The organism is Pantoea sp. JZ2 (genome assembly GCF_035191405.1).
Classification (GTDB): Bacteria; Pseudomonadota; Gammaproteobacteria; order Enterobacterales; family Enterobacteriaceae; genus Pantoea; species Pantoea stewartii.
Genome location: NZ_CP045247.1, coordinates 2,217,530 through 2,241,040 on the forward strand (window position 1 = coordinate 2,217,530; position 23,511 = coordinate 2,241,040).

Consider the following 23,511-nt stretch of genomic DNA (forward strand, 5'->3'; position numbering starts at 1 on the left):
GCGTTACGGGCGATGAAAATCCTCGACAAGCAGCATGAGTTTTGCCACGCTGAAAGCCGTTACCGCAAGGGGGAATGTCATGCTAGAACTGCGCCCAAACTGTGAACGTTGTGATATCGATCTGCCTGCGGCATCGCGTGATGCGCGCATCTGTTCGTTCGAATGTACCTTCTGCGCGACCTGCGCTGAGCAGCATCTGCAGGGGCATTGTCCCAACTGCGGGGGAGAATTAGTGCGACGGCCCATCCGGCCCGCCGCCAAATTGCTGACCCATCCGGCGAAAGCGCGCACCGCCTGAGTTATCAGCATGCATCGCGCCAGAATGCGCAGGCGCGATGCCTGCCGCTTGTGCAGGTCCGTCCGCGCTGAACGACGGTTCTGGCGCTGCTATCAGCAAAACAGCGCCGCATGCGTGACAGTGTCACTTGCAGGATGTGACGGCTTAACGGAACAGCCGACCGTCGCGCACCAGTTCGCGCGGATAGCTGTTTTTAATCCGGCTGCCAACCCGTTTTGCCAGCCCCAGCGGCTGAGCCTGATAGGTCACAATCATCTCATCAACGGTGGGCGGGTTTTCAGGGTAGATATCGCGACCGCGAAACCACGCTTCCGCTTCCGCCTCATTCAGTTCCACTGTCTGCGCTGGACGCGGTGACGCCAGCGCGACAACGGCCTCATGTTGCCAGCGATAACCCTTCGCAAAGGTTTCAGCCAGTTTCAGGCCAATCCGCGAGAAACGGACCTGTCCTAACAGCGGAACGATGTCGGCGGGAAACAGCCAAATCTCTTTATCGCGTTGCCACAGTTGCAGGCGCTCATCCCACTGAAGCGCCACCTTCGCGGCCGCCTGAACAATATCGTTTTCCAGTTTGCGGTTTACGGGGGTAAACGGGAGCTTGCCGACTTTGTATGTCGGCGCAGGCAGCCGCTCAACAGAGGCGATTTTGCGTAACCGCGCGACAAAGAAGCCTTCACTGTCAAATAGCTGAGGAAAGACGTGCAGGTAACCTTCGGGCGTGGCTGCCTGTTCTGCGCCTGGAAACAGCGTCGTCAGCGGCGCAACCTCGACGGCTGCGGGGTAGCGCGCCAGCAGCCAGGCCACAACCTGTTGGTTTTCGATCGGATTGAGTGTGCAGGTGGAATACACCAGCGTACCGCCAGGCTTCAGGGCATGAAACGCGCTGTCAATCAGATCGCGTTGGGTCTGGGCGATATCGTGGGTGCTGGCAAGCGACCAGTTTTTCAGCGCATCCGCATCTTTACGTATCACGCCTTCGCCAGAGCAGGGCGCATCCAGCAGGATCGCATCGAACTGTTCCGGCAGCGCAGGCCCAAAGACGCGGGCGTCAAAGTGAGTCAGCGCGGTATTGGTCACGCCACAGCGGGTAATGTTCGCGTGCAGCACTTTTACCCGGCTGGAAGAGAACTCATTAGCAAGGACAATTCCCTGGTTGTGCATTCGGGCGGCAATCTGTGTTGTTTTCGAGCCGGGGGCGGCCGCCATATCCATGACATGCTGTGCATCGGGACAGGCATCAAACAGCGCCGTCACCGGCAGCATCGAGCTGGCTTCCTGAATATAAAACAGGCCACTCAGATGCTCTGCCACGCTACCCAACGGTAAACTTTCATCCTCCCGGCTGATCCAGAAGCCGTCTTCACACCACGGCACCGGCGTAAGCTGCCAGCCGTAGTGAGCCGTTTGGGCCAGAAACGCGCTGACGCTGATTTTTAACGTATTGACTCGCAGGCTGCGGCGTAACGGCTGCTGGCTGATGTCGATAAACTGCTGCAGTCTGGCCTCATCGGGCAGGCTCTGGCGCATAAGGTCAAGGAAATCGGCAGGAAAACGTGAAGCGGCGTCGGACACGGATAAGTTCTCTTTGAGGCAAAGGCGGGAGTGTAACACGCGGAAAGAAAACGGGCAGCCTGGCTGCCCGTTTTGGAAGGATTAAGGTTGGTTCGGGTCAGGAATGGCCGTACCCCAGTTACGCCACTCTTTCGGCGGTTCGTCCTGCAGCAGGAAGTGCTTGTTCGCATTCGCCTGCGGGGCCAGCGGGACCGTCGGTGGCGTAGCAAACTGAATGCCGCCGCGGATAAATTGCTGGAAGGTACCGGTTTTCACCACACCGCCAATCAGCCCAAAGTCCAGGTTATAGCCGGAGGCGAGCCAGAACACCGAGTTATTACGTACCAGATGCTGATATTTCTTACTGATGCGCAGGGCGATTTGCACGCGATCCGCCATATTACCCAACGAGGTGCCGGTCACGGTACCGACTTCGACGCCCCGGAACAGGACCGGCGTCCCTAATGACAGAGAACCCGCTTCGGTGGCATCCACATAGATGTTCAGGCCGTTGAGGTAACGCGAGTCGGTGATGGTGCTTTCCTGCAGCTCAAAGGTCCGCGCGCCGCGTCCTTTACCCGGGTCAACGTTAACGTAAGGCTGCAGGATCGTCTCCAGATGATTCACCCCGGCGGCCGAAATCTCGGGCGACACCACGGAGAAACGACTGTCGACGCGCGCGAAGTTCTGCACGTATTCCGGGTAAAGTACGGCTTTGGCCACCACCTGATTATTGTCATCACTCAGCGACAGCGATTCGATCTGACCCACGTTAATGCCCAGATAGCGAATCGGCATGCCCGCAGACAGTTTGCTGGCATCATAGGTGTGCAGGGTAATCTGGCTGCCCACCGCGCGAGCGGCCGTTTCGGACGGATAAAGCACGCGTTTTACGCCTTTATCCACTTTCGCCCCGGTCAGGTTGTCAAAGCTGATCGCGCCTTTTAAAGCCCGGTTCAGCGGGGAGGCCTGCACCGTTAATCCGCTGCCGTTAAGCTGCACGCGTGCGCCGCCTTCCGCCCAGAAGACACTTTCGTTGGTGAGGAGCTTACGGTATTCCGGTTTGATATGAACGGCAATATCAAACGCATCCGCGCGCGGTGTGACTTTCGTGATTTCGCCCACCTGGAACTTGCGGTACAGCACGACAGATCCCGCCTGAACATCCGGCAGACTTTTCGCGGTCAGCATCAGCGTGGTCGACGGACCGTCACCCACAATACCTTCCTCCGCACGTTCCGCATCCGCAAACAGCGGATAGGCGGCTTTTGGCGCGCCGCGCTTGCCGGGATCCAGACGAATACCGCCATCGACCCATTCACGTGCGCTGGCTCCCAGCACCTGCATGCCGTCCAGACCGAATTTCACATCAAGACGACTGTTCACGATGAATTTACTGTCGCTGTGCACCAGTTGCCGGTGGTCAGGATTGATTGCCACAACAAAATTCACCCCATTTTCATCCAGATCGCGCGAGATGACCTGGCCGATTTTCATACCGTATAACATCAGCGGTTGCCCCGCATCGATGCCATAGCTCTCCGGCGCGCTGAGTTTTACGGTGAGCACATTGGGTTGCTGCAGCAGCGTTTTGTCAGGCGCAACCACGGTAAAATGCTGTACGGGTGGACCGTCGCCGGGCACCAGTTCAAAGGTATTGCCGGTCAGCAGACTGCTCAGGCTGGTGTCAGTCAGGCTGAGTTTCGGACTGTGCATTTCAATGCGTGTGCCTTCGCGCATCAGGCCGACCACAGACGGATCAACCGTCATCTCGCCGGTGACTTTGCCGCCGTCCTGCAGATTCAGTTTGGTGAGCGTACCGACTTCCAGACCCTGGTACATCAGCGGCGTTCGGTTAGCCGACAGGTTATCGCCGTTGGGCAGATCGAGGCTAATCAGCACACCGCGCTGGCTGTGAGCCAGGTCAGGATAAAGGGTGTAATTCTGGTCGCTCTTTGCGGCTTCCGCGCCTTCGGGCGAGTCAAAGGCAATCGCGCCATTAACCAGCGCCGCCAGGCTTTCCAGCTGCACTTTGGCACCGCTCAGGCTGACATCGGCGTTCAGGCCGGACACGTTCCAGAAACGGCTGTTGGTTTTCACCAGGTTGACGAAGCGACGTTCGATAAGCACGTCAATTGACACGCCGTTGTTTTGACCGTTGATACTGTAGTCGTACACGCGGCCTACCGGAATTTTGCGGTAATAGACCAGTGAGCCGGTATTCAGCGAGCCCAGATCCGGTGCATGAAGGTGGATCATCAGCTCGCCGGTATTAACACGGTATTTCGGTTGCGTATCCAGGGCGGTGAAGGTGTCGCTCTCTTTACCATCGCCCGGCATCATGCCGATGTAGTTACCGCCGACCAGCGCATCAAGGCCGGAAACCCCGGCCAGCGAGGCTTTCGGTGTCACCAGCCAGAATTGCGTATTCTCACGCAGTGCATCACGCATATCACTTTTGATACTGGCTTTGATCTGGATCTTGCGATAGTCGTCGCTCAGGTTGATGCCCTGCACGGTACCGACTTCCACGCCCTGATAGCGCACAGGCGTGCGCCCGGGTACAATCCCATCTGCCGTCTGGAAATTAATGGTGATTGTAGTGCCGCGCTCCTGAAAATTCGTCCATAGCAGCCAGCCCGCAATCAGCATGGCGATAACGGGCAGCAGCCAAAAAGGGGAAATTTTACGCTTATTACGCAGCGTAGCATTAGTCGGTGTAGTCGGCGTTTCCTGTTGCATGTGCATCCCAGAGCAGGCGGCTATCCAGCCACTCAACGGCCATAATGGTCAGGATCACAGCCGCGCCAAAGTAAAACGCGGCAGGTCCCATGGTAAAAGCCAGTAACTGGTCACGATTGACCAGTGACATGGTTAACGAAATGACAAACAGATCCAGCATAGACCAGCGACCGACCCAGGTTACAAAACGCAGGAGACGGATGCGGGTTTTCAGACCTTGCTCGCAGCGAAAATGAATGCTGAGAAGCAGCGCCAGCATGACCAGAACCTTGGTAAAGGGCACTAAGATACTGGCGATAAAGACGATGGCGGCGACCGGAATATTACCGGATGCCAGGGAAAGAATGCCGGAGAAGATCGTATCTTCCCGCCGCGAGCCATTGAGGTACACCACCGAAATGGGCAGCAGATTGGCCGGGATCAGCAGCACAATGGAGGCGATGAGCGCAGCCCAGGATTTTTGCAGGCTGTGACGGCGACGGAAGTCGAGCGGTGTATGGCAGCGGGGGCAACGGCCTCGTGCGTCGGGAACATCGGTATAATGGCAGTTGAGACAAACCTGCAGATCCTCCCGTCGCGTCACCTGAGGCTGTTGCGGATAAAAGTGTTCCCATAGCTGCTCAATATTGAGATGAATCAGCGTCATCACGCTCAGGACGGTCAGGGCAATGTAGGCCACCAGACCGTAGCCCATTTCGAGATCGGCGTATTCCTGAACTTTAATCGACGCCACCGCGATGCCAATCAGGAAAATGTCCAGCATGACCCACTCTTTCAGCTTCTCCAGCATCAGCAGAACCGGGCGCAGATTCATGCCCAAACGCTGGCCCAGCGCCAGGTAGCCAATGCCGGCCACAAGCGTGACGGGCGCACCGATAGTGCAGAACGCCACCATGGAGGCCGTTAATACGTTGCCCTGTAGCGTCATCTGCACAATGCCTTCCAGCAGGCTGGCGTTAATGCGCATACCCAGCAGCCGGATATCAATCAACGGCATGCTGAAGGCGAACGGCATCAGGACCAGCATGGTGGCCGCCATCGCCAGCAGACGCGTCATCGACCAGTCATAGCCGCTGACAATTTGCGCATTACAACGGGGGCAATGTGCCGACTGATGCGATTTCACATCTGGTAAGGAAAAAAGGGTATCGCATTGCGGACAACGCTGATAACGTGCGTGGGGCAATGTCTCGCTAATCGCGTGAATTTTCATAAAGAGTGCAGGGTTCGCTTATTGTTATTTACGCAAAGGGTTGTTAAGACATTGCTGTGTACCTGTTTCGGGTATCACGCTTCGATCCACAGAATGTTAAGGTTATAGTAACTAACGCTATGATTCACCTTATGGCTATGGATTTTTAGTGCTTATTTTTAACTGGCGGAGTGGTTAGCCGCCCGGATGTCACTGGTAACGGTTGAATAATGAACAAAACTGCCTTTTACGCCGATTTAGATCGCGATATGCGCGCCTTGCTGGCGGGAGAAACGGCGTTCCTCGCCGCGATGGGTAACTTTAGCGCGCTGTTGTATGAACGTCTCGAAGGCGTGAACTGGGCAGGCTTCTACCTGCTGACGGAAGCAGACACACTGGTGCTTGGCCCGTTCCAGGGTAAAATTGCCTGTGTGCGCATCCCCGTGGGTAAAGGTGTCTGTGGTACAGCGCTGGCGGAAAATCAGGTCCAGCGTGTGGATGATGTGCATGCGTTTCCGGGGCACATCGCCTGCGATGCGGCCAGTAATGCTGAAATTGTGATTCCTCTGAAAGTAAACGGTCACGTTGTGGGCGTGCTGGATATCGACAGTGTGGAATACAATCGCTTTGATAGTGATGATGAAAAAGGGCTGGTAGCCTTGACTGACGGGCTTTGCGACGTGCTCGCGAACACGGACTTAGAAAAATATTTGCAGCTGACGCGTAGCTAATCGACTGGATTGCATGGCATTTAGCGATGTTGTCATTATAATGTCGCCTGTTCATGCCTGCTCTGGTCGGCAAACCCGTAGTAATCAGGAAATTTCATGGAAAATCAACCTAAGTTGAATAGCAGTAAAGAAGTCATTAGCTTTCTGGCGGAGCGCTTTCCGCACTGCTTTAGCGCTGAAGGTGAAGCGCGTCCGCTCAAAATCGGTATCTTTCAGGATCTGGTCGAGCGCGTTCAGGGCGAAATGAACCTGAGCAAAACACAGTTACGTTCAGCATTACGTCTTTATACCTCCAGCTGGCGCTATCTGTACGGTATTAAAGCGGGTGCGACCCGCGTGGATCTCGACGGCAATCCGTGCGGTGTTCTCGATGAGCAGCACGTTGAGCATGCCCGCAAGCAGCTGGAAGACGCGAAAGCGCGTGTTCAGGCGCAACGCGATCAGCAGCGGGCCGCGCGTCGTGAAGCCGGTGAGGGGGAAGAAGGGGCCAGCGCGCCACGTCGTCCACGCAAACCTGCTCCGCGTAAAGCCGCAGAGGGTGACGCCGCGCGTAAGCCGCGTCCGCAGTCTGCTGAGCGTCCTACTGCATCGCAGCATCGCAAACCGGCAACCCGCCCGGAGCAGCAGCAGGCTAAACCCATCACTGATACCTCAACTTTGCAACCCGGCCAGAGTATTAAAGTTAAAGCAGGCAAAAGTGCAATGGACGCGACCGTTCTGGAAGTTTCTAAAGACGGCGTCCGGGTACAGCTCGCTTCCGGCATGGCAATGATTGTGCGCGCAGAACACCTGCAGTTCTGAAACGGAGGCTGACCCCGGCATGAACACCTTGTTAAAAGTTGGATTGATCGCGGGCCTGCTGTTGTCAGGCCCTTCCTTTGCCGCCGAGAACATCACTCGTGCCGATCAAATTCCTCAGTTGCATGAAGATCCCCAGGATCCTACCGTCAGCGAGCGCGTCACCTCACGGTTCACGCGTTCTCACTATCGTCAGTTCGATCTGGACGGGGCGTTTTCCGCCAAAATTTTTGACCGCTACCTCAACATGCTCGACTACAGCCACAACGTGCTGCTGGCGTCGGATGTAGCACAGTTTGCCAGCAAGAAAACACAGCTGGGTGACGAACTGCGTAGCGGTAAGCTGGATATTTTTTACGATCTTTATAATCTGGCCCAGAAACGCCGCTTCGAACGCTATCAGTACGCGCTCATGGTCCTGGCTCGCCCGATGAACTTTACCGGTAATGACACCATCGATATTGACCGTTCCAAAGCGCCCTGGCCGAAAGACCAGAACGAATTAAATGCGCTGTGGGATGCCAAGGTGAAATACGATGAGTTGAGCCTGAAGCTGGCCGGTAAAGACGAAAAAGAAATTCGTGACGTGCTGACCAAACGCTATAACTTCGCCATCCGTCGCCTGGCACAGAGCAACAGCGAAGATGTGTTCCAGCTGGCAATGAATGCATTTGCCCACGAAATCGATCCGCACACCAACTATCTGTCGCCGCGCAATACCGAGCAGTTCAATACTGAAATGAGCCTGTCGCTCGAAGGGATTGGCGCCGTACTGCAGATGGATGACGATTATACCGTGATCAATTCTATGGTCGCGGGTGGCCCGGCGGCGAAAAGTAAAGCCATCACCGTTGGCGATCGTATTGTCGGCGTCGGTGAGCCAGGCAAGCCAATGGAAGATGTGATTGGCTGGCGTCTGGATGATGTCGTCGCCAAAATTAAAGGACCGAAAGGCAGTAAGGTTCGCCTTGAAATCCTGCCTGCCGGTAAAGGTACTAAAACCCGCATTGTGACACTGACGCGTGAGAAAATCCGTCTGGAAGATCGCGCCGTTAAGATGAGTATTCACAATGTGGGCAAACAGAAAGTCGGCGTACTGGATATTCCGGGCTTCTACGTGGGCCTGACCGATGATGTCAAAGTGCAGTTGCAGAAACTGCAAAAGCAGAATGTCGACAGCATCGTGATTGATCTGCGGACCAACGGCGGTGGCGCACTGACCGAGGCGGTCTCACTGTCTGGCCTGTTTATCCCAAGTGGACCCGTGGTGCAGGTGCGCGACAATAACGGTCGCATCCGTCAGGACAGCGATAACGACGGCATTGTGTACTATAAAGGGCCGCTGGTGGTGCTGGTTGACCGCTTCAGTGCGTCTGCCTCTGAAATCTTTGCGGCGGCAATGCAGGACTATGGGCGTGCGCTGATTGTTGGCGAGCCGACCTTTGGTAAAGGCACCGTTCAGCAGTATCGCTCGCTGAACCGCATTTACGATCAGATGCTGCGTCCGGAATGGCCTGCGCTGGGATCGGTTCAGTACACGATTCAGAAGTTCTACCGTATTAACGGTGGCAGTACACAGCGTAAAGGCGTCACCCCCGATCTGCTGATGCCTACCGGCGTTGAAGCGGCGGAGACAGGCGAGAAGTTTGAAGATAACGCCTTACCGTGGGACAGCATCACGGCTGCCACCTACGCGAAAACCGGAGATGTGAAAGCGCTGGTGCCGCAGTTGACGAAAGAACATGATGAACGTATCGCGAAAGATCGTGAGTTCCAGTACATCATGAAGGACATTGCCCGCTTTAATGCCATGAAGGACAAGCGCAATATCGTGTCGCTCAATCTTGCTCAACGCGAGAAAGAGAACCACGAAGACGATGCGCTGCGTCTGGAACGCATTAATGCGCGCTATCAGGCCGAAGGCAAAAAGCCGCTGAAGAGCCTGGATGACCTGCCTAAGGATTACAAAGAACCCGATCCTTATCTGGATGAAACCGTCAAGATTGCCAACGATCTGGCGCAGCTGGAAAAGACGCTTCCCGACGCGTCCGCAGCGAAAAGCAACTGATACGTTCTGGTTTAATAAAAAGCACCGCACTGCGGTGCTTTTTTTATGATAAGTCTGGCAAGGATGCGTCACGTTAATGTGTTGTACTGCGCGCATTCAGTAGGGTTGCGGTAAAGGTTATGTCATATTGTAAAGTTATGTCTTTTTAGGCACTTAAACGTTAAGGTCGCTTGAAAACCCGCACAATGCTCATAGGATATGTATCCGCGCATGAGCGCATGAACTACTGAGGATGATTAACCGTTATGATGCGTATTGCTCTTTTCCTGCTGACCAACCTGGCAGTGATGTTGGTATTCGGGCTGATTCTCAGCCTGACAGGAATTCAGTCAAGCAGTGTTCAGGGCCTGATGATTATGGCAGGTCTGTTTGGCTTCGGCGGTGCGTTTGTCTCACTGCTGATGTCGAAGTGGATGGCGTTGCGTTCGGTCGGCGGTGAAGTGATTGAACACCCACGCAACGAAACCGAGCGCTGGTTGTTAGAGACCATTAGCCAGCAGGCCCGGCAGGTTGGTATTGCGATGCCGCAGGTCGCGATTTACCACGCGCCTGACATCAACGCCTTTGCAACCGGTGCCCGCCGTAATGCGTCACTGGTGGCTGTATCGACCGGGCTGCTGCAAAACATGAGCCGCGACGAGGCTGAAGCGGTGCTGGCGCACGAAGTCGCGCATATTGCCAACGGCGACATGATCACCATGACCCTGATTCAGGGCGTCGTGAACACCTTCGTGATTTTCGTTTCGCGTATTCTGGCGCAGATTGCGGCAGGCTTCATGTCTGGTAACCGCGATGGGGAAGAAAGCAGCAACGGTAATCCGCTGGTATACTTTGCCGTTTCTATGGTGCTGGAACTGGTGTTTGGTATCCTTGCCAGCATCATTACCATGTGGTTCTCTCGTCACCGTGAGTTCCATGCGGATGCCGGTTCAGCGAAACTGGTGGGCCGTGAGAAGATGATTGCGGCACTGCAGCGCCTGAAAACCAGCTACGAGCCGCAGGAGCCCAGCAGCATGATGGCGTTTTGTATCAACGGTAAAGGGAAGTCATTCAGCGAGCTGTTTATGTCGCATCCCCCGTTAGATAAACGTATTGAAGCGCTGCGTAGCGGCGAATACCTGAAGTAACCCGGCAAAAAGGCGACTGAGAAGTCGCCTTTTTTTATCACTGTACGCGCGGTGTTTTTATGCGCGACAGACTGAGCAGGGCCGCTGCGGTTGAGAATCCAGCCGCCAGTAACAGCGCCGCATGGGTGCCGTCATTGCCCAGCCAGTTGAACATCAGCGCTACCAGTGCGGCACCGCTGCTCTGACCCAGCAACCGTGCCGTGCCCAGCATACCGCTGGCACCACCGCTGCGTTGACGCGGAGCGGAGGTAATAATGGTGTGGTTATTCGGGGACTGAAACAGGCCAAAGCCCGCCCCGCACAGCATCATGCGCCAGATAATGTCCATGTCGTCTGGCTTCGCAGGTAAGTGAGCCAGCAGAAAAAGCCCGATGGCAAACAGGGCCAGCCCTAATCCCCCGAGTAAGCCCGCATGCACTCGTTCAATTAAACGTCCCGCGACCGGCGAGAGCAGCATGGTGGCCAGCGGCCACGGCGTAAGCAATAAACCGGTTTCGACCTCTGTACGCCCCAGCACGCTTTGCAGGTAGAAGGGCAGTGATACCATCGCCAGCATCTGTGCGCAGAAAGAGCAGACGGAGGTGCACATCGACAGGGCAAAAATAGGGATGCGCAGCAAATCAACCGGCAGCAACGGCACGGCCATCGTCAGCTGGCGTCGGATAAAAAAGTAGCCCACCACAATCAGCGTGATAAGTTCTCCTGCGATAAGCCAGATCGATTGTCCCTGGGCAAAGCCACCCAGCGCCGAAATAAGCAGGCCGAAAAAAAGCGCATTCATCACCGCACTGGTGACATCAAATTTCTGTGTTTTGGCCCGTTGCGGGTTATCCGGCAGATAACGTAACGCCAGCCAGAGCGTGACAACGCCCAGTGGCAGGTTGATCAGGAACAACCAGCGCCAGCTGGCAAATGAGAGGATGGCTGCCGCAACCGTGGGGCCGGCCGCCGTCGAGATCGCCACCAGCAGGGCGTTGATCGCGATGCCGCGGCCCAGATAACGTGGGGGATAAATGATACGAATCAGGGCGGTGTTAACGCTCATGATCGCCGCACCCCCCAGGCCCTGAAGCACCCGACCCAGCGTAAGCAGGGGAAGGGAGGGCGAAAGGGCGCAAAACACCGACGTGATGGCAAACACCACCAGCCCTGCCTGGTACACGCGGCGGTAGCCGACGATATCGCCTAAAAAGGACAACGACAGTAGCGAGGCGACAATGGCAATCTGATAAGCATTAATCACCCAGACTGACTGGGCCGGACTGGCCTGTAGCTCACGTGAGATGGTTGGCAGCGCGACATTGGCAATCGATCCATCAAGTACCGCCATGATAAGGCCGATGGCGATCGTCAGAATAGCCCAGTAGCGTTGGGGTACTGCGAGTCCGCCGTCAGAAGAGGAAAGTGACATAGAGGCTAATATTAAAGAGTGTGAATATCATCATGCTAATCAATTGGCCGCCAAATTGCATCGTACCCACGGAAAAAATATATTTTAGAGATGTTTCAAACCCGGAAGATTGCCGGGATCGGCGCTGTCACTCTATACTGCAACTCTGTTCCATTTTTTTTGAAACACGTATTCAGGGTGACAAATGGCCGCTGACGAAAAGGATAAACAGCCGGATGCCGTCTCTTCGGTGCAAAAAGTATTCGGGATTTTGCAGGCGTTAAGCGAAGAGCGCGATCACGGTATTACCGAGCTGGCACAACGGCTGATGATGTCCAAAAGTACGGTCTACCGATTCCTGCAAACCATGAAAGCATTAGGTTATGTCGCGCAGGAAGGGGAAAGTGAGAAATATTCGCTGACCTTGAAACTGTTTGAGGTGGGATCCAACGCGTTGCAGCATAGCGATCTTATCCGCAGCGCCGATGTACACATGCGCGAGTTATCGCGTCTGACTAAAGAGACAATCCATCTGGGCGCGCTGGATGACGACAGCGTGGTCTATGTGCATAAAATTGACTCGCTGTATAACCTGCGTATGGCCTCACGTATTGGTCACCGCAATCCACTGCACTCCACCGCACTGGGAAAAGTGTTGTTGGCATGGCGCAGTCGGGACGAGGTGAATGCCATTCTGGAGCGTATGACGTTCACTATTAACACCGCCAACACCTTACCGGACGCAGGCGCGTTACGCGAAGCACTGGGTCAGGTCAGGGCGCAGGGTTATGGTGAGGATAACGAAGAACAGGAAGTGGGCGTGCGCTGCATCGCCGTGCCCGTTTTTGATCGCTTTGGTGTTGCCGTCGCCGGACTGAGCCTTTCCTTTCCCACGCTGCGCTTTTCTGCCGCGAACAAGCAACAGTATGTGACGCTGTTACGTGAAGCGGGCCAACGTCTTTCGTCAGAGCTGGGCTATACCGGCAATGACGGGGGTTAAAAAAAAGCGGGCCAGTTGGCCCGCTCCTCCGTTATCCGTTGTCGACCACTTCGCTACTTTTCTTTAGCAGCGGGCAATCCGTCACGCCCACCACGCCGCTGTCTGTATGCAGATATTGCGCGGTCACCATCCCTCTGGCGGTCAGATAGTTACATTTCAGCCCCAGTCCCGCGGCATTCTTGTTGCTGCCCGCCAGCACGCCGTAACCTGTGAACAGCATAGCCAGCCAGAGGATGCCGATAACGATAATCGCCCGAATGAAGAGTTTCATTGTATCTCCTTATGATACCCACGCAGCGTTCCAGTGACTGCTGCTTAACATGATGTACAGGATTAGCATGCCTCGCTTTCAGGCAGGATGCGATCAGAGATAACTGAAAGCGCAGAAAGCGCTATATCGCTGACGTCACCATTATCTTTTGCGGCGGCGCGGAGTAGAATAGACGGTCGTCCTTTTTTTGTGATTTCATCAGGTATCTTGAGGCAGTTATGAATGAGTTAGCCGCGAATGCGGGACCGGTAATCAGTTACGGCGTTTTTCTGCTGGCGCTGATTGTGGCATTAATGCTGTGGTTTTACGTTAATCGCGCCAGCGTTCGGGCGAACGAACAGGTTGCGTTATTGACGTCATTGTTAGAAGAGCAAAAGAAACAGAATGCACTGCTGCGGCGGATGATTGAGGCGCAGAATGGTGCAGATGAGCCGTCCCCCGAAGCGCCGTCGGAAAACGACGGACTGATTCGTTTAATCCCGGAACGTTAACCCTGCATGGAGGCCGGATGGCCTGGAAAAATCCCTGGTATGACAGCAGTAAACCCCATCACACCGCTGAGGGGTTTCGTAACCCTGAGCCCGACAGCCGCCAGCAAGGTGACCTGCAGCGCTGGCGACGTGAACGCAAAGCCCAGGGATTACCCCATCCGCCTCGTCAGGGCTATGACCAGTTTATTACGCAGTGGTGGCAACCTGCCGATCTGAACGGGGAGGATGACCGTCTCTGGTGGCTGGGCCATGCGGCGCTGCTGATGCGCATAAACCAACACTATATTCTGATTGATCCCGCGCTGTCCCGGCGGGCTTCCCCTTTGCCGTTTATCGGACCTGAACGTAAAACGCCGTCTCCGCTGGCCATTGACCAGTTACCGCGGCTGGATTACGTCCTGATATCCCATAATCATTACGATCATCTGGATAAGCCCACCATCAAACAGATTGTGCGCCGCTTTCCGGACACTATTTTTCTGGTGCCGCTGGGGCTGGCGGAGTGGTGTAAGCGTCATGGGGTCAAACAGGTGCATGAGCTTGACTGGTGGCAACAGAAAGTGTTTGCGGGAATACAGTTTGATGCGGTCCCTGCGCGCCACTGGAGCATGCGCACCGTTACTAATCGCAACCGAACCCTGTGGTGCGGTTGGGTGATCAGGACCGCTTCGCTGCGGTTTTGGTTTTCCGGTGACAGCGGCTACAGCGACAGTCTTCTGGCGATTGCGCAGCATTATGGCCCCTTTAATCTGGCCGCTTTGCCGATAGGCGCTTATGCTCCGCGCTGGTTTATGGGGGCACAACACATGGATCCCCAGCAGGCGGTGGCGTTGTGGCGCGCGATAGGTCAGCCACTGACCCTTCCCATTCACTGGGGCGTTTTCGAACTGGCGGATGAGTCACTGGATGCGCCCCCGGCTGAACTCCAGCGAGCACTCGCGCAGAGCGGCGAGGGTCAGCAAAATTTTGCGCCCTGGAAAATTGGGGCGAGCCACAGTCTGAGCGATCTCAATCCGACCTAATCCGAAATACGGGGCCCTGTGTTTGTGAAACGGCAAGGCTCCGGCGTATTCGCTTTTTATTTCTTTTACGCGCTCGGGGTAATTCAAACGTCAGCTGTCAAGAAAATGATTAGTGCGGAGGGGAAGTCTCAACTTTTGATTTTACTAATAATAATTTTTATATTTGTACGAAATAATAAAAGCTGTACAAGCTGAAGCCGTCCGGGTTTACCGTTCCCCTTATCCATTCCTTTATTTGGTGCATTATTGCCATATTAGTGCAATGTAATTTATTTATTGTCATACATCATGATAAAAGCAGGAAAAGTAGTGCGTTATCCCATCCGGGATGCAGGAAGCCTTTATTTTATCGTGAAGTTATGACGGTCGCTGGGTTTCGGTTCGCAGCATTTTGTACCATAAAGTACATTCTCTGGGAGCTACCCTGCAATTATGCAAAAACTAACGATCGACATATTAAAAATGGCTTGCCATTATTTAGCGGATATGTGATAACAATTCGTGGGTTAAACGAGGTACAGTTCTGTTTATGTATGGCATCTTCAGTAAAGAAGTTACGAGTAAAGACGTTGACGTTGAATACCGCTTCCTTGCCGAACTTTAATCAGTGCCTCATTCAGTAATGTCTCTGTTTTATCTGTAGGTTAGCCTCCGGGCAAATAAACACTTTAAGGAATTAGTAAAATGGCAAAGATTAAAGGTCAGGTTAAGTGGTTCAACGAGTCTAAAGGCTTCGGTTTTATCACTCCAGCTGACGGTAGTAAAGACGTGTTCGTACACTTCTCTGCTATTCAGGGCAACGGCTTCAAAACGCTGGCCGAAGGCCAAAACGTTGAGTTCGAAATTCAGGACGGCCAGAAAGGCCCGGCAGCTGTTAACGTTACTGCTATCTGATTTCGCCTCAGACGGGTGCCCTGCGCCCGGTCTCAGATATTAAAGCCTTGGCCTTCTGGCCGAGGCTTTTTTTACGCTTTCGCTCGGGTTCCCTGTCGAGTACACTGCTGCGCGTCGATAGATGCCGGAGCGCCTTATGTCCTTGATTTGCCCACTTTGTCACTCTTCCCTGAACCTGACCGAACGCAGCTGGTGTTGCGAAAATCGCCATCAGTTCGATCAGGCGAAAGAGGGCTATGTCAATTTGCTGCCCGTTCAACATAAAGGCTCCCGCGAGCCGGGCGACAGCGCGGAGATGATGCAGGCGCGACGTGACTTTTTGCAGGCCGGTTACTATCAGCCCCTGCGGGACAAGGTGGTTGACGTGCTGAATCAGCATCTGCAGGTACCGGCCGCTCAGATCCTGGATACAGGCTGTGGGGAAGGGTACTACACCGGTGCGCTGGCGGATAACTTTGCGCCAGCGGGCAAGGTCTTTGGCCTGGACGTGGCCAAAATGGCCATTCGGCTCGCGGCGAAGCGCTATCCGCAGGTCCTGTTCTGTGTCGCCTCCAGTCAGCGTCTGCCGTTTGCGGACCATTCCCTTGATGCTGTGGTTCGCATCTATGCGCCCTGTAATGAAGCGGAGCTTAATCGCGTCATCAAACCCGGTGGATACCTGTTAACGGTTACGCCGGGCCCGCACCATCTTGCGCAGTTCAAAGCGCTGATCTATCGCGATGTTCAGCTGCACGCACCGGAAGGGAAAGTGTATCAGGGCTTTCAGCAACGTGCCCGGCATGCATTAACCTATCCGATGGCCCTTACCGGACAGGCCGCCACCACATTATTGCAGATGACGCCCTTTGCCTGGCGCGCGCGGCCAGACGTCTGGCAGACGTTAGCCGAAAGCGCGCAGTTTCACTGCGAAGCGGATTTTGTGATAACCCTGTGGCAACGCGACTAACGCGCTTCGACCAGGGTTTGATAAATCCGCTCAAGATCGTCAAGCTGATGCACGGCGATCAGTAAGCGCCGCTGTTCAAGCTGGATGACTAAAATGCCGTCTTCAGACAGATTCATGCTCTGGATACGGGAATAGGCGATCCAGATACCCGCGAAGAACAATCTCTCCCGTTTCATGACCAGCGTGGGGCGGCGGAGCCAGAACAGCCAGAAGGACAAAAAGCACAGCATCATCAAGAGTGTGGTGGTCAGCACGGGTCCCTGATGCGTGACGTTGTTCCAGAGCAGGATGACCAGTAAACCAATAAAAATCAGGCTGTCGGCTTTATGACGGCGCTGCAGCGGCACACGTAACAGCGTCGGGCCTTTACGTCGGGGCAGAATCGCCTCGTCGTAGATCGCAAACACCAGCAGAGCAGCGATGCAGAGAGCGATGATAATGTCCGTCAATGACATGGGGCTTCCTTTCGAGCTTCAGTGGATGTTACCGCCAAAAAATCGGGAGCCTTGCTCCCGATTGCGTCAGGATTACAGCCCAAGCAGGCCGATCCAGTAGCCGAAGATACCGATAGCAAAGAAACCAACGATGATCCACAGGGCATTGACCTTACGCCGCAGCAGCCACATACAGGCAAAGGTCAACAGGAGCGGGACGATGCCGGGCATTAACTGATCCAGAATCGACTGGACGGTAGTGACTGTGGTCTTGCCGGTCTGGTCGCTAATGCGTGACACCACCAGCGGAATATTGACGTGCGTCCACTTATTGACCAGCGCGCCCATGACAAACAGCCCAAGGATAGAGGCACCCTCGGTCAGTTTTTGCAGGAAGCCACCGCCCATATCGCTGACGATATCAATCCCTTTACGGTAACCATAGGCCACACCGTAATAACGGGTGAGCAGACGGGCCAGGTTAAACAGGATGAAGAACAGCAATGGACCGAGCAAACTGCCGCTCATTGCGATGCCCGCACCCAGGGCGGCAAACACCGGACGAACCGTTCCCCAGAAAATCGGGTCACCTACGCCAGCCAGCGGCCCCATCAGGCCCACTTTGATGCCGTTTATTGCACCATCATCAATTGCGGCACCATTGGCGCGCTGCTCTTCCATCGCCATGGTCACGCCCAGGACCGGGGCCGCAACATAAGGATGTGTGTTAAAGAACTCAAGGTGACGTTTTATCGCCTGCTTGCGGTCATCGTTGTTTTCAGGATAGAGACGGCGAATTACCGGCACCATAGAAAAACAGAATCCCAGCGCCTGCATACGTTCGAAGTTCCAGGAACCCTGGAACAGGTTTGAGCGTACAAAAACAGCACGGACATCGCCTGGCGTCAGTTTCTTTTCGACTTTTGTTATATCAACCATGTTGTCACCTGTTCCTTAATCGAGTTCGTTGTCAAGATCGTTAGCTGACGGCGAGGCTGCTGGCGCACCGGCGGTACGGTTATATTTCGGACTGAGCTGGATATAAAGCACGGCCATCACCACGCCAATCACCCCCAGCGCCACCAGGTTGAAACTGGTGAAAGCCGCCGTCACGAAACCGAGATAGAAGAACGGCATCAGGTAACCGGCCCGCATCATATTGATAACCATGGCGTAACCCACCACCACAATCATGCCGCCCGCAATGTTGAGTCCGTTCGTCACGACTTCAGGAATCGAACTGAGCAGAGAGTGCACCGCGTCCGTGCCAACCGAAATCGCAACGATCAACGCCGGAATGGCGATGCGCATGGCCTGAAGCAGCAGGGCGGAGACATGGATCCACGAAATGGCCGTAAGATTGCCTTTCTCTGCGGCTTTGTCCGCCGCATGCTGGAATGCCACGGTCAACGTTCGCACGATAATGGTCAGCACCTGGCCGGCGGCGGCGAGCGGAATAGCCAGCGCGATACCGGCGCCGACGCTTTGCCCGCCTGCAATGACCAGAATGGTGGAGATAATGGACGCCAGCGCCGCATCAGGGGCGACCGCCGCGCCAATGTTCATCCAGCCCAGTGCAATCATCTCCAGCGTTCCGCCGATGATGATGCCTGTCTTCATGTCCCCCAGTACGATCCCAATCAGGGTACAGGCCACCAGAGGGCGGTGAAACTGGAACTCATCCAGGATGGATCCCATACCGGCAATACAGGCGATAATAAAGATCAAAATAATTTGAAGTGTGGTTATTTCCATCATACTTCGTGTCCTCTACAGGATAGAAAAGAGTACTGGCCCGCTAAGCGCCTACTTTGGCTATCAGATCCATCATTTTCAGTTTGGGATCACCTGAAACCTTGCGTACCTCAAGCTCGATATTGCGCTCATTGAGCTTTTGGAACGCGGCGATATCTTTCTCATCAACGGACACGGCATTGTTGACCTGCGTTTTGCCCTGCCGGAAGGCCATGCCGCCAATGTTGACGCTTTTGATATCGACGCCCTGTTCCACAACCCGCAAGACATCGGTGGGATTGGTGAACAGCAGCATGACGCGCTCACGGGCATATTTGGGGTTATTCCAGACGCGCACCATTTTATCGACGCCAACCACGTGCGCGGTCACGCCCGGCGGCGCGACCTGGGTTAAGAGTGTCTTGCGCACATTGTCGTTTGCCACCTCATCACTGACGACAATGATGCGGCTGACATTGGTCTCTTTGGTCCAGCGTGTGGCGACCTGGCCATGAATCAGGCGGTCATCAATACGGGCCAGGCAGATAATCATGTGTTCGTCAGGCGAGAGGGGTCTGACAGCGGCAGGGGTGGGAGGTGGAGTCGGTGCGGCAGCAACGGGCGCGGGTTTGACTTCAGGTTGGGCTTTCAGCGCTTTGACGCCTTCACGACCGGTTTCAACCGCAATCGCCACCAGCTCATCGAAGGTCGGATTGTCATCCCGCGCCATCAGGGTTTCCACTAACATGGGAATATTCACCCCGGCCACGACCTCATAGCTGTCGTGATCCATGACCAGCCGACTTGCCGCATTAAAAGGACTTCCGCCCCAGGTATCTACCAGAAAAAGCACCCCCTTTGAGGTATCCAGTTCGGCCAGCTTTGCCTGATATTTTTCAATCAGCGTTTCTGCATTTTCGCCCGGTACAAAATCAATCCATTTGACGTTTTCCTGTTCGCCTAAAAGCATCTCTGCCGTTTTAAGCAGCTGTTCTGCTGCCCAGCCGTGTGTACCAATGATCAGAGCAATGGTCACGTGCTACCTCCGTTCGCTTGTTGATTCCATAAGGTGAGGAACCGTTAAGAATTATCGCGTTAACAATGCTGACTTCTTTATTGAGCCTGCCGGCCCGATATCCACATTGCAGGGATAACCAACTCTCTACGTGCATGCCGGATTTATTTTAGTGACCGAAAAAATAAATTTTGTGATGTCGGTTGGCTATTTACAGCATAAAAGCGTGAAATTACGTTTTAATGGCGCATAAACGAAGTGATGACAGAATGTAAAAATAAGAAAATTTTTTGACCTTGTTGACCGAACTGATACATTAGCGATCTGTTAATTATTCAGGAGTAATGGGCTTCAGCCCACCCTTATGGACCGTCACCGACGTTGCTTAACCTTGTCTTTGCGCTCCTCAGCGCGTCAATTTACGCCAGACCGCGTTTTCTTTGCTTTTACACCTTGCTCACCGTCACGTCGTCAGACGCTGGTACGTTTTAGCGTAATCACAGCCTTTTTCAGGAGTCACTAATGGAATTTCTGTTCGACCCCTCAATCTGGGCGGGATTGCTCACGCTCATCGTGCTCGAGATTGTGCTCGGCATTGATAACCTGGTATTTATTGCCATCCTGGCCGATAAGTTACCGCCGAAGCAGCGCGATAAAGCGCGTTTGATTGGCCTCTCGCTGGCGCTGGTTATGCGTCTGGGCCTGCTGTCGCTGATCTCCTGGATGGTCACACTGACGCGCCCGCTGTTTAGCGTGGGCGGGTTTAGTTTCGCCGGACGCGATCTTATTTTGCTGGCGGGCGGGATCTTCCTGCTCTTTAAAGCCACGATGGAACTGCATGAGCGGCTGGAAAACCGTCAGCTGGAAAACAGCGGCAACCGCAGCTATGCCAGCTTCTGGGCCGTTGTGGCACAGATCGTCATACTTGATGCGGTCTTCTCACTGGATGCGGTGATCACGGCCGTAGGGATGGTGAATAACCTGCCGGTCATGATGACGGCGGTGGTGATCGCCATGATTGTGATGTTGCTGGCCTCTAAACCGTTAACAAAATTTGTTAACGCCCATCCTACGGTCGTTGTCCTGTGTCTCAGTTTCCTGCTGATGATCGGTCTGTCGCTGGTGGCGGAAGGGTTTGGCTTCCATATTCCTAAAGGCTATCTGTATGCGGCGATTGGTTTCTCGATCCTGATCGAGCTGTTTAACCAGATTGCGCGTCGCAACTTTCTTCGCCATCAGTCGCATCGTCCTATGCGTGAGCGTACCGCTGAGGCCATTTTGCGCCTGATGGGGGGCCGCAACCGGGTACAGACGGCCCCGGCCAGCCCTGAAGAGCAGGCGACAGCCGTCGCGATCCCACAGGAAGCCTTTAAGGATGAAGAGCGCTATATGATTAACGGCGTACTGACGCTGGCTTCCCGTTCAATTCGCAGCATCATGACGCCGCGTGGCGATATCTCCTGGGTGGATGCCAGTCGTCCGGTAGACGAGATTCGTATCCAGTTGCTGGACACACCGCACAGCCTGTTCCCGGTCTGCCGGGGAGAACTGGACGAGATTATCGGCGTTGTCAGGGCCAAAGAGCTGCTGGTCGCACTGGATCATGGTGTGGATGTCGCCACCTTTGCGGCAAACACGCCGATTATCGTGGTGCCGGAAACGCTCGATCCGATTAACCTGCTGGGCGTACTGCGTCGTGCCAAAGGGAGCTTTGTGATCGTCACCAACGAGTTTGGTGTGGTACAGGGCCTGATTACCCCGCTGGATGTGCTGGAAGCGATAGCAGGTGAATTCCCGGATGAAGACGAAACGCCGGATATCATCATGGACGGCGACGGCTGGTTAGTGAAGGGGGGAACCGATCTCCACTCGCTCCAGCAGCTGCTTGATTTTCATGAGCTGGTGAAACCGGACGACGATCATGCGTCACTGGCAGGGTTGCTGATTGCTCAGAAAGGACAATTACCGAAGCCGGGTGACGTCATTGATATCGCGCCGCTTCACTTCCAAATTATTGAAGCGACAGAATACCGCATTGATCTGGTTCGTGTGACGCGCGATCCGCAGCATGACGAGGACGAAGAAGGTTAACCTCCCCGGAAAACGCAAAACGCATCACACTGTGATGCGTTTTTTTTGCCCCAGGCATGGCACTACAGGTCGCTGGTCAGTTGATGTTGCCGTAGCCACGCGGGGAAATCCTCCAGCGGCATGGGGCGGGCAAAATAGTAGCCCTGCAGGTGATCCACGCCGCGGTCGCGCAGATAGTCAGCCTGCTCCGGGGTTTCCACGCCTTCCGCCACCAGGCTGATATTCAGCCGTTGCGCCAGTGAGATCACCATATCCGTTACGGTCGCGTTAATCGCATCCGTGCCAATCGAGGCGGTGAAGATTTTATCCAGCTTCAGCACGTCCGGTTGCAGGTCCTTCAGGTAAGACAGTGAACTGTGGCCTGTGCCAAAATCATCAATTGCCAGCCGTACGCCAATCTCATGCAGTTGTGAAATGACCGTTTGATCGACCACCGGCAGCGCATCACGTTCGGTAAGCTCGACGACCAGCTTTGGCACCGGATTGGCAGGCCACCAGATAGTTTGCAGATCTTCCAGAATGGCGCGGTCACGAAAATGACTGGCGGCGACGTTCACAGCAATGTGAAAATCCGGGCTGTGAGGCAGATCCGGCAAGGCTTCGACAACGCGATTTAACACGAAACGGGTTAAAGGTTTAATCAGATTCTGGCGCTCAGTCAGCGGAATAAACACATCGGGCGGGATCCAGCCCTGGCGCGGGTTATGCCAGCGCAGCAGGATTTCAATGCCGTCACACTGACCGTTTCGGGCATTGATGAGCGGCTGGCAGTAAACAATAAACTCCCTGGCGGTGATGCCATAGCTGATTTGCCAGCTCAGACTCATGCGGTTGGCGGTTGCCAGCCACATGACATAGCCTATTAACAAACTCAGCATTAGCGCCAGCGGCAACTGAGAAGGCAACGAGGCCAGTGCCAGACGGGATGGGGAAGGGCCATAAAGCGTTACCGTGTAGGGATAACGCAGTGACGCTTCGTTATAGGTGACTTCATCTTCCGATGGGACCGCCGACTCAATAAGCGGATTGCCGTATTCCAGGCTCTTGCCGTTGACGTTAAAGATGGCGCGTTCCACCCAGGGCGACTGCGGCTCCAGCAGATAACTGCTCATCAGTTCAATGTTGATGGCCTGCAGGATGCCTGAGCGGTTATCCAGCGTTGTTGGCGTCCAGAGTAATAAGACCGGCGAACCTTTAAGCAGATAGTCATCTGTAGACAGGATCATGCGCTTATCGTTAAGCGCCAGTTCAGGGTAGGTCTGACTAAAGGTGATATCCCGTGAGCCGAAAATACTGGAGCAGTACAGTAAGTCATCGTTCACCAGCAGAATCGCCCGCACGGTTTGTAAGGACGCAATCTTTTCGATTAAGGGAAAACGCGCGTCCTCACAGGGCATGCCCACTAAACCCAGCGTGTTATTGGCTGCCACATCCAGCGGAGAAAACATGCGATCAAAACGCGTAATCGCGTTATCGGCAAAGCTAATTGCACGCTGCTGAATCCGTGATTTTTCTTCGAAATAGCGCAAAGCCAGCGTTAACGTAAGAACAATAGAAGCAATCACCACAGCAATAAGCAAACGCTTACGTCTGTACTGTCCAACATATTGCTGGGCCATGAACATCAAGAATCACCTTCCCAAAACCAGAAAAATAGATATAGCTGGGTTGTTATCGGCACGGCCTGGAGCAAATTTAGGACCGGTGCGTAAAATG

At 54.5% G+C, this 23,511-nt stretch carries 21 protein-coding genes and 1 pseudogene; 12 read left to right on the forward strand and 10 right to left on the reverse strand.

Translation table 11 applies throughout. The features are described from left to right. Positions 1-79 precede the first annotated feature (79 nt). Positions 80-298 carry a DUF1272 domain-containing protein gene (locus GC087_RS10670; protein WP_054633659.1) on the forward strand — a complete coding sequence of 73 codons (219 nt, stop codon included), beginning with the start codon at positions 80-82 and terminating at the stop codon, positions 296-298. A gap of 144 nt (positions 299-442) precedes the next feature. Here the strand turns inward: GC087_RS10670 and rsmF are convergent, their stop codons facing one another. The 3 genes from rsmF to yebS all read right to left on the reverse strand — a co-directional run bounded on the left by rsmF (position 443) and on the right by yebS (position 5,804). Continuing rightward, complete coding sequence (gene rsmF, locus GC087_RS10675) at positions 443-1,825, reverse strand: 16S rRNA (cytosine(1407)-C(5))-methyltransferase RsmF (RefSeq protein WP_416383436.1); 1,383 nt, start codon at positions 1,823-1,825, stop codon at positions 443-445. A gap of 126 nt (positions 1,826-1,951) precedes the next feature. Continuing rightward, positions 1,952-4,591 carry a PqiB family protein gene (locus tag GC087_RS10680; protein ID WP_033741944.1) on the reverse strand — a complete coding sequence of 880 codons (2,640 nt, stop codon included), beginning with the start codon at positions 4,589-4,591 and terminating at the stop codon, positions 1,952-1,954. Then, the gene (gene yebS, locus GC087_RS10685) at positions 4,560-5,804 is read right to left on the reverse strand and encodes a membrane integrity lipid transport subunit YebS (RefSeq protein WP_033741942.1); all 1,245 of its coding nucleotides are present in this window, start codon (positions 5,802-5,804) and stop codon (positions 4,560-4,562) included. Before yebS ends, GC087_RS10680 begins: the two co-directional genes overlap by 32 nt. A 209-nt stretch (positions 5,805-6,013) precedes the next feature. On the opposite strand from yebS, the gene GC087_RS10690 reads away from it, so the two are divergent. From GC087_RS10690 to htpX, 4 genes are all read left to right on the forward strand, one after another. Further along, entirely contained in the window at positions 6,014-6,514 is a 501-nt protein-coding gene (locus tag GC087_RS10690) for a free L-methionine (R)-S-oxide reductase MsrC (RefSeq protein WP_039343102.1), read from the forward strand. Positions 6,515-6,610: 96 nt separating this feature from the next. Further along, positions 6,611-7,315, forward strand: coding sequence for an RNA chaperone ProQ (proQ, locus tag GC087_RS10695; protein WP_039343099.1), 705 nt, complete (start codon positions 6,611-6,613; stop codon positions 7,313-7,315). Positions 7,316-7,334: 19 nt separating this feature from the next. After that, positions 7,335-9,380 (forward strand): carboxy terminal-processing peptidase, encoded by a 2,046-nt coding sequence (gene prc / locus GC087_RS10700; protein WP_324030529.1) that lies wholly within the window; start codon positions 7,335-7,337, stop codon positions 9,378-9,380. Between the two features lie 245 nt (positions 9,381-9,625). Next, positions 9,626-10,507 (forward strand): protease HtpX, encoded by an 882-nt coding sequence (htpX, locus tag GC087_RS10705; protein WP_289367302.1) that lies wholly within the window; start codon positions 9,626-9,628, stop codon positions 10,505-10,507. Positions 10,508-10,544: 37 nt separating this feature from the next. On the opposite strand, the gene GC087_RS10710 is transcribed toward htpX, so the two are convergent. Next, positions 10,545-11,918 (reverse strand): MFS transporter, encoded by a 1,374-nt coding sequence (locus tag GC087_RS10710; RefSeq protein ID WP_033741933.1) that lies wholly within the window; start codon positions 11,916-11,918, stop codon positions 10,545-10,547. Between the two features lie 184 nt (positions 11,919-12,102). Between GC087_RS10710 and kdgR the strand changes: the two genes are divergently transcribed. Next, positions 12,103-12,897 (forward strand): DNA-binding transcriptional regulator KdgR, encoded by a 795-nt coding sequence (gene kdgR / locus GC087_RS10715; protein ID WP_324030531.1) that lies wholly within the window; start codon positions 12,103-12,105, stop codon positions 12,895-12,897. Positions 12,898-12,928: 31 nt separating this feature from the next. On the opposite strand, the gene GC087_RS10720 is transcribed toward kdgR, so the two are convergent. Next, positions 12,929-13,168: a YobH family protein gene (locus GC087_RS10720; RefSeq protein WP_033741931.1), complete on the reverse strand. Its 240-nt coding sequence runs from the start codon at positions 13,166-13,168 to the stop codon at positions 12,929-12,931. 218 nt (positions 13,169-13,386) lie between these two features. Between GC087_RS10720 and GC087_RS10725 the strand changes: the two genes are divergently transcribed. The 5 genes and pseudogenes from GC087_RS10725 to rlmA all read left to right on the forward strand — a co-directional run bounded on the left by GC087_RS10725 (position 13,387) and on the right by rlmA (position 16,521). Further along, the gene (locus GC087_RS10725; RefSeq protein ID WP_006119471.1) at positions 13,387-13,659 is read left to right on the forward strand and encodes a YebO family protein; all 273 of its coding nucleotides are present in this window, start codon (positions 13,387-13,389) and stop codon (positions 13,657-13,659) included. 17 nt (positions 13,660-13,676) lie between these two features. Further along, positions 13,677-14,681, forward strand: a complete 1,005-nt coding sequence (locus GC087_RS10730; RefSeq protein WP_033741929.1) for an MBL fold metallo-hydrolase — start codon at positions 13,677-13,679, stop codon at positions 14,679-14,681. 529 nt (positions 14,682-15,210) lie between these two features. Continuing rightward, positions 15,211-15,329 (forward strand): annotated as a pseudogene (locus GC087_RS10735) (DUF2627 domain-containing protein). 36 nt (positions 15,330-15,365) lie between these two features. After that, positions 15,366-15,575: a transcription antiterminator/RNA stability regulator CspE gene (gene cspE, locus GC087_RS10740; protein WP_001062678.1), complete on the forward strand. Its 210-nt coding sequence runs from the start codon at positions 15,366-15,368 to the stop codon at positions 15,573-15,575. 136 nt (positions 15,576-15,711) lie between these two features. Next, positions 15,712-16,521, forward strand: coding sequence for a 23S rRNA (guanine(745)-N(1))-methyltransferase (gene rlmA, locus GC087_RS10745; RefSeq protein ID WP_006119468.1), 810 nt, complete (start codon positions 15,712-15,714; stop codon positions 16,519-16,521). On the opposite strand, the gene GC087_RS10750 is transcribed toward rlmA, so the two are convergent. The 4 genes from GC087_RS10750 to manX form a co-directional block, all read right to left on the reverse strand. Further along, positions 16,518-16,976, reverse strand: coding sequence for a DUF986 family protein (locus GC087_RS10750; protein ID WP_324030533.1), 459 nt, complete (start codon positions 16,974-16,976; stop codon positions 16,518-16,520). The two genes, rlmA and GC087_RS10750, sit on opposite strands and share 4 nt — an antisense overlap. Before the next feature lie 72 nt (positions 16,977-17,048). After that, positions 17,049-17,894: a PTS mannose transporter subunit IID gene (locus tag GC087_RS10755; protein WP_324030535.1), complete on the reverse strand. Its 846-nt coding sequence runs from the start codon at positions 17,892-17,894 to the stop codon at positions 17,049-17,051. 15 nt (positions 17,895-17,909) lie between these two features. Beyond that, positions 17,910-18,710, reverse strand: coding sequence for a PTS mannose/fructose/sorbose transporter subunit IIC (locus tag GC087_RS10760; protein ID WP_033742216.1), 801 nt, complete (start codon positions 18,708-18,710; stop codon positions 17,910-17,912). A gap of 43 nt (positions 18,711-18,753) precedes the next feature. Beyond that, positions 18,754-19,725 (reverse strand): PTS mannose transporter subunit IIAB, encoded by a 972-nt coding sequence (gene manX, locus GC087_RS10765; protein ID WP_039343077.1) that lies wholly within the window; start codon positions 19,723-19,725, stop codon positions 18,754-18,756. A gap of 501 nt (positions 19,726-20,226) precedes the next feature. Between manX and GC087_RS10770 the strand changes: the two genes are divergently transcribed. After that, positions 20,227-21,795, forward strand: coding sequence for a TerC family protein (locus tag GC087_RS10770; protein WP_054633672.1), 1,569 nt, complete (start codon positions 20,227-20,229; stop codon positions 21,793-21,795). 62 nt (positions 21,796-21,857) lie between these two features. On the opposite strand, the gene GC087_RS10775 is transcribed toward GC087_RS10770, so the two are convergent. After that, entirely contained in the window at positions 21,858-23,420 is a 1,563-nt protein-coding gene (locus tag GC087_RS10775; RefSeq protein ID WP_033741915.1) for a cyclic di-3',5'-guanosine monophosphate phosphodiesterase PdeD, read from the reverse strand. Between the last annotated feature and the right edge of the window lie 91 nt (positions 23,421-23,511).

Bases quoted from the DNA above. Each gene is read 5' to 3' on its own strand.
- GC087_RS10670 (WP_054633659.1), top strand. From the start codon at position 80: ATGCTAGAACTGCGCCCAAACTGTGAACGTTGTGATATCGATCTGCCT.
- rsmF (WP_416383436.1), bottom strand. From the start codon at position 1,825: ATGCGCCAGAGCCTGCCCGATGAGGCCAGACTGCAGCAGTTTATCGAC.
- GC087_RS10680 (WP_033741944.1), bottom strand. From the start codon at position 4,591: ATGCAACAGGAAACGCCGACTACACCGACTAATGCTACGCTGCGTAAT.
- yebS (WP_033741942.1), bottom strand. From the start codon at position 5,804: ATGAAAATTCACGCGATTAGCGAGACATTGCCCCACGCACGTTATCAG.
- GC087_RS10690 (WP_039343102.1), top strand. From the start codon at position 6,014: ATGAACAAAACTGCCTTTTACGCCGATTTAGATCGCGATATGCGCGCC.
- proQ (WP_039343099.1), top strand. From the start codon at position 6,611: ATGGAAAATCAACCTAAGTTGAATAGCAGTAAAGAAGTCATTAGCTTT.
- prc (WP_324030529.1), top strand. From the start codon at position 7,335: ATGAACACCTTGTTAAAAGTTGGATTGATCGCGGGCCTGCTGTTGTCA.
- htpX (WP_289367302.1), top strand. From the start codon at position 9,626: ATGATGCGTATTGCTCTTTTCCTGCTGACCAACCTGGCAGTGATGTTG.
- GC087_RS10710 (WP_033741933.1), bottom strand. From the start codon at position 11,918: ATGTCACTTTCCTCTTCTGACGGCGGACTCGCAGTACCCCAACGCTAC.
- kdgR (WP_324030531.1), top strand. From the start codon at position 12,103: ATGGCCGCTGACGAAAAGGATAAACAGCCGGATGCCGTCTCTTCGGTG.
- GC087_RS10720 (WP_033741931.1), bottom strand. From the start codon at position 13,168: ATGAAACTCTTCATTCGGGCGATTATCGTTATCGGCATCCTCTGGCTG.
- GC087_RS10725 (WP_006119471.1), top strand. From the start codon at position 13,387: ATGAATGAGTTAGCCGCGAATGCGGGACCGGTAATCAGTTACGGCGTT.
- GC087_RS10730 (WP_033741929.1), top strand. From the start codon at position 13,677: ATGGCCTGGAAAAATCCCTGGTATGACAGCAGTAAACCCCATCACACC.
- cspE (WP_001062678.1), top strand. From the start codon at position 15,366: ATGGCAAAGATTAAAGGTCAGGTTAAGTGGTTCAACGAGTCTAAAGGC.
- rlmA (WP_006119468.1), top strand. From the start codon at position 15,712: ATGTCCTTGATTTGCCCACTTTGTCACTCTTCCCTGAACCTGACCGAA.
- GC087_RS10750 (WP_324030533.1), bottom strand. From the start codon at position 16,976: ATGTCATTGACGGACATTATCATCGCTCTCTGCATCGCTGCTCTGCTG.
- GC087_RS10755 (WP_324030535.1), bottom strand. From the start codon at position 17,894: ATGGTTGATATAACAAAAGTCGAAAAGAAACTGACGCCAGGCGATGTC.
- GC087_RS10760 (WP_033742216.1), bottom strand. From the start codon at position 18,710: ATGGAAATAACCACACTTCAAATTATTTTGATCTTTATTATCGCCTGT.
- GC087_RS10770 (WP_054633672.1), top strand. From the start codon at position 20,227: ATGGAATTTCTGTTCGACCCCTCAATCTGGGCGGGATTGCTCACGCTC.
- GC087_RS10775 (WP_033741915.1), bottom strand. From the start codon at position 23,420: ATGTTCATGGCCCAGCAATATGTTGGACAGTACAGACGTAAGCGTTTG.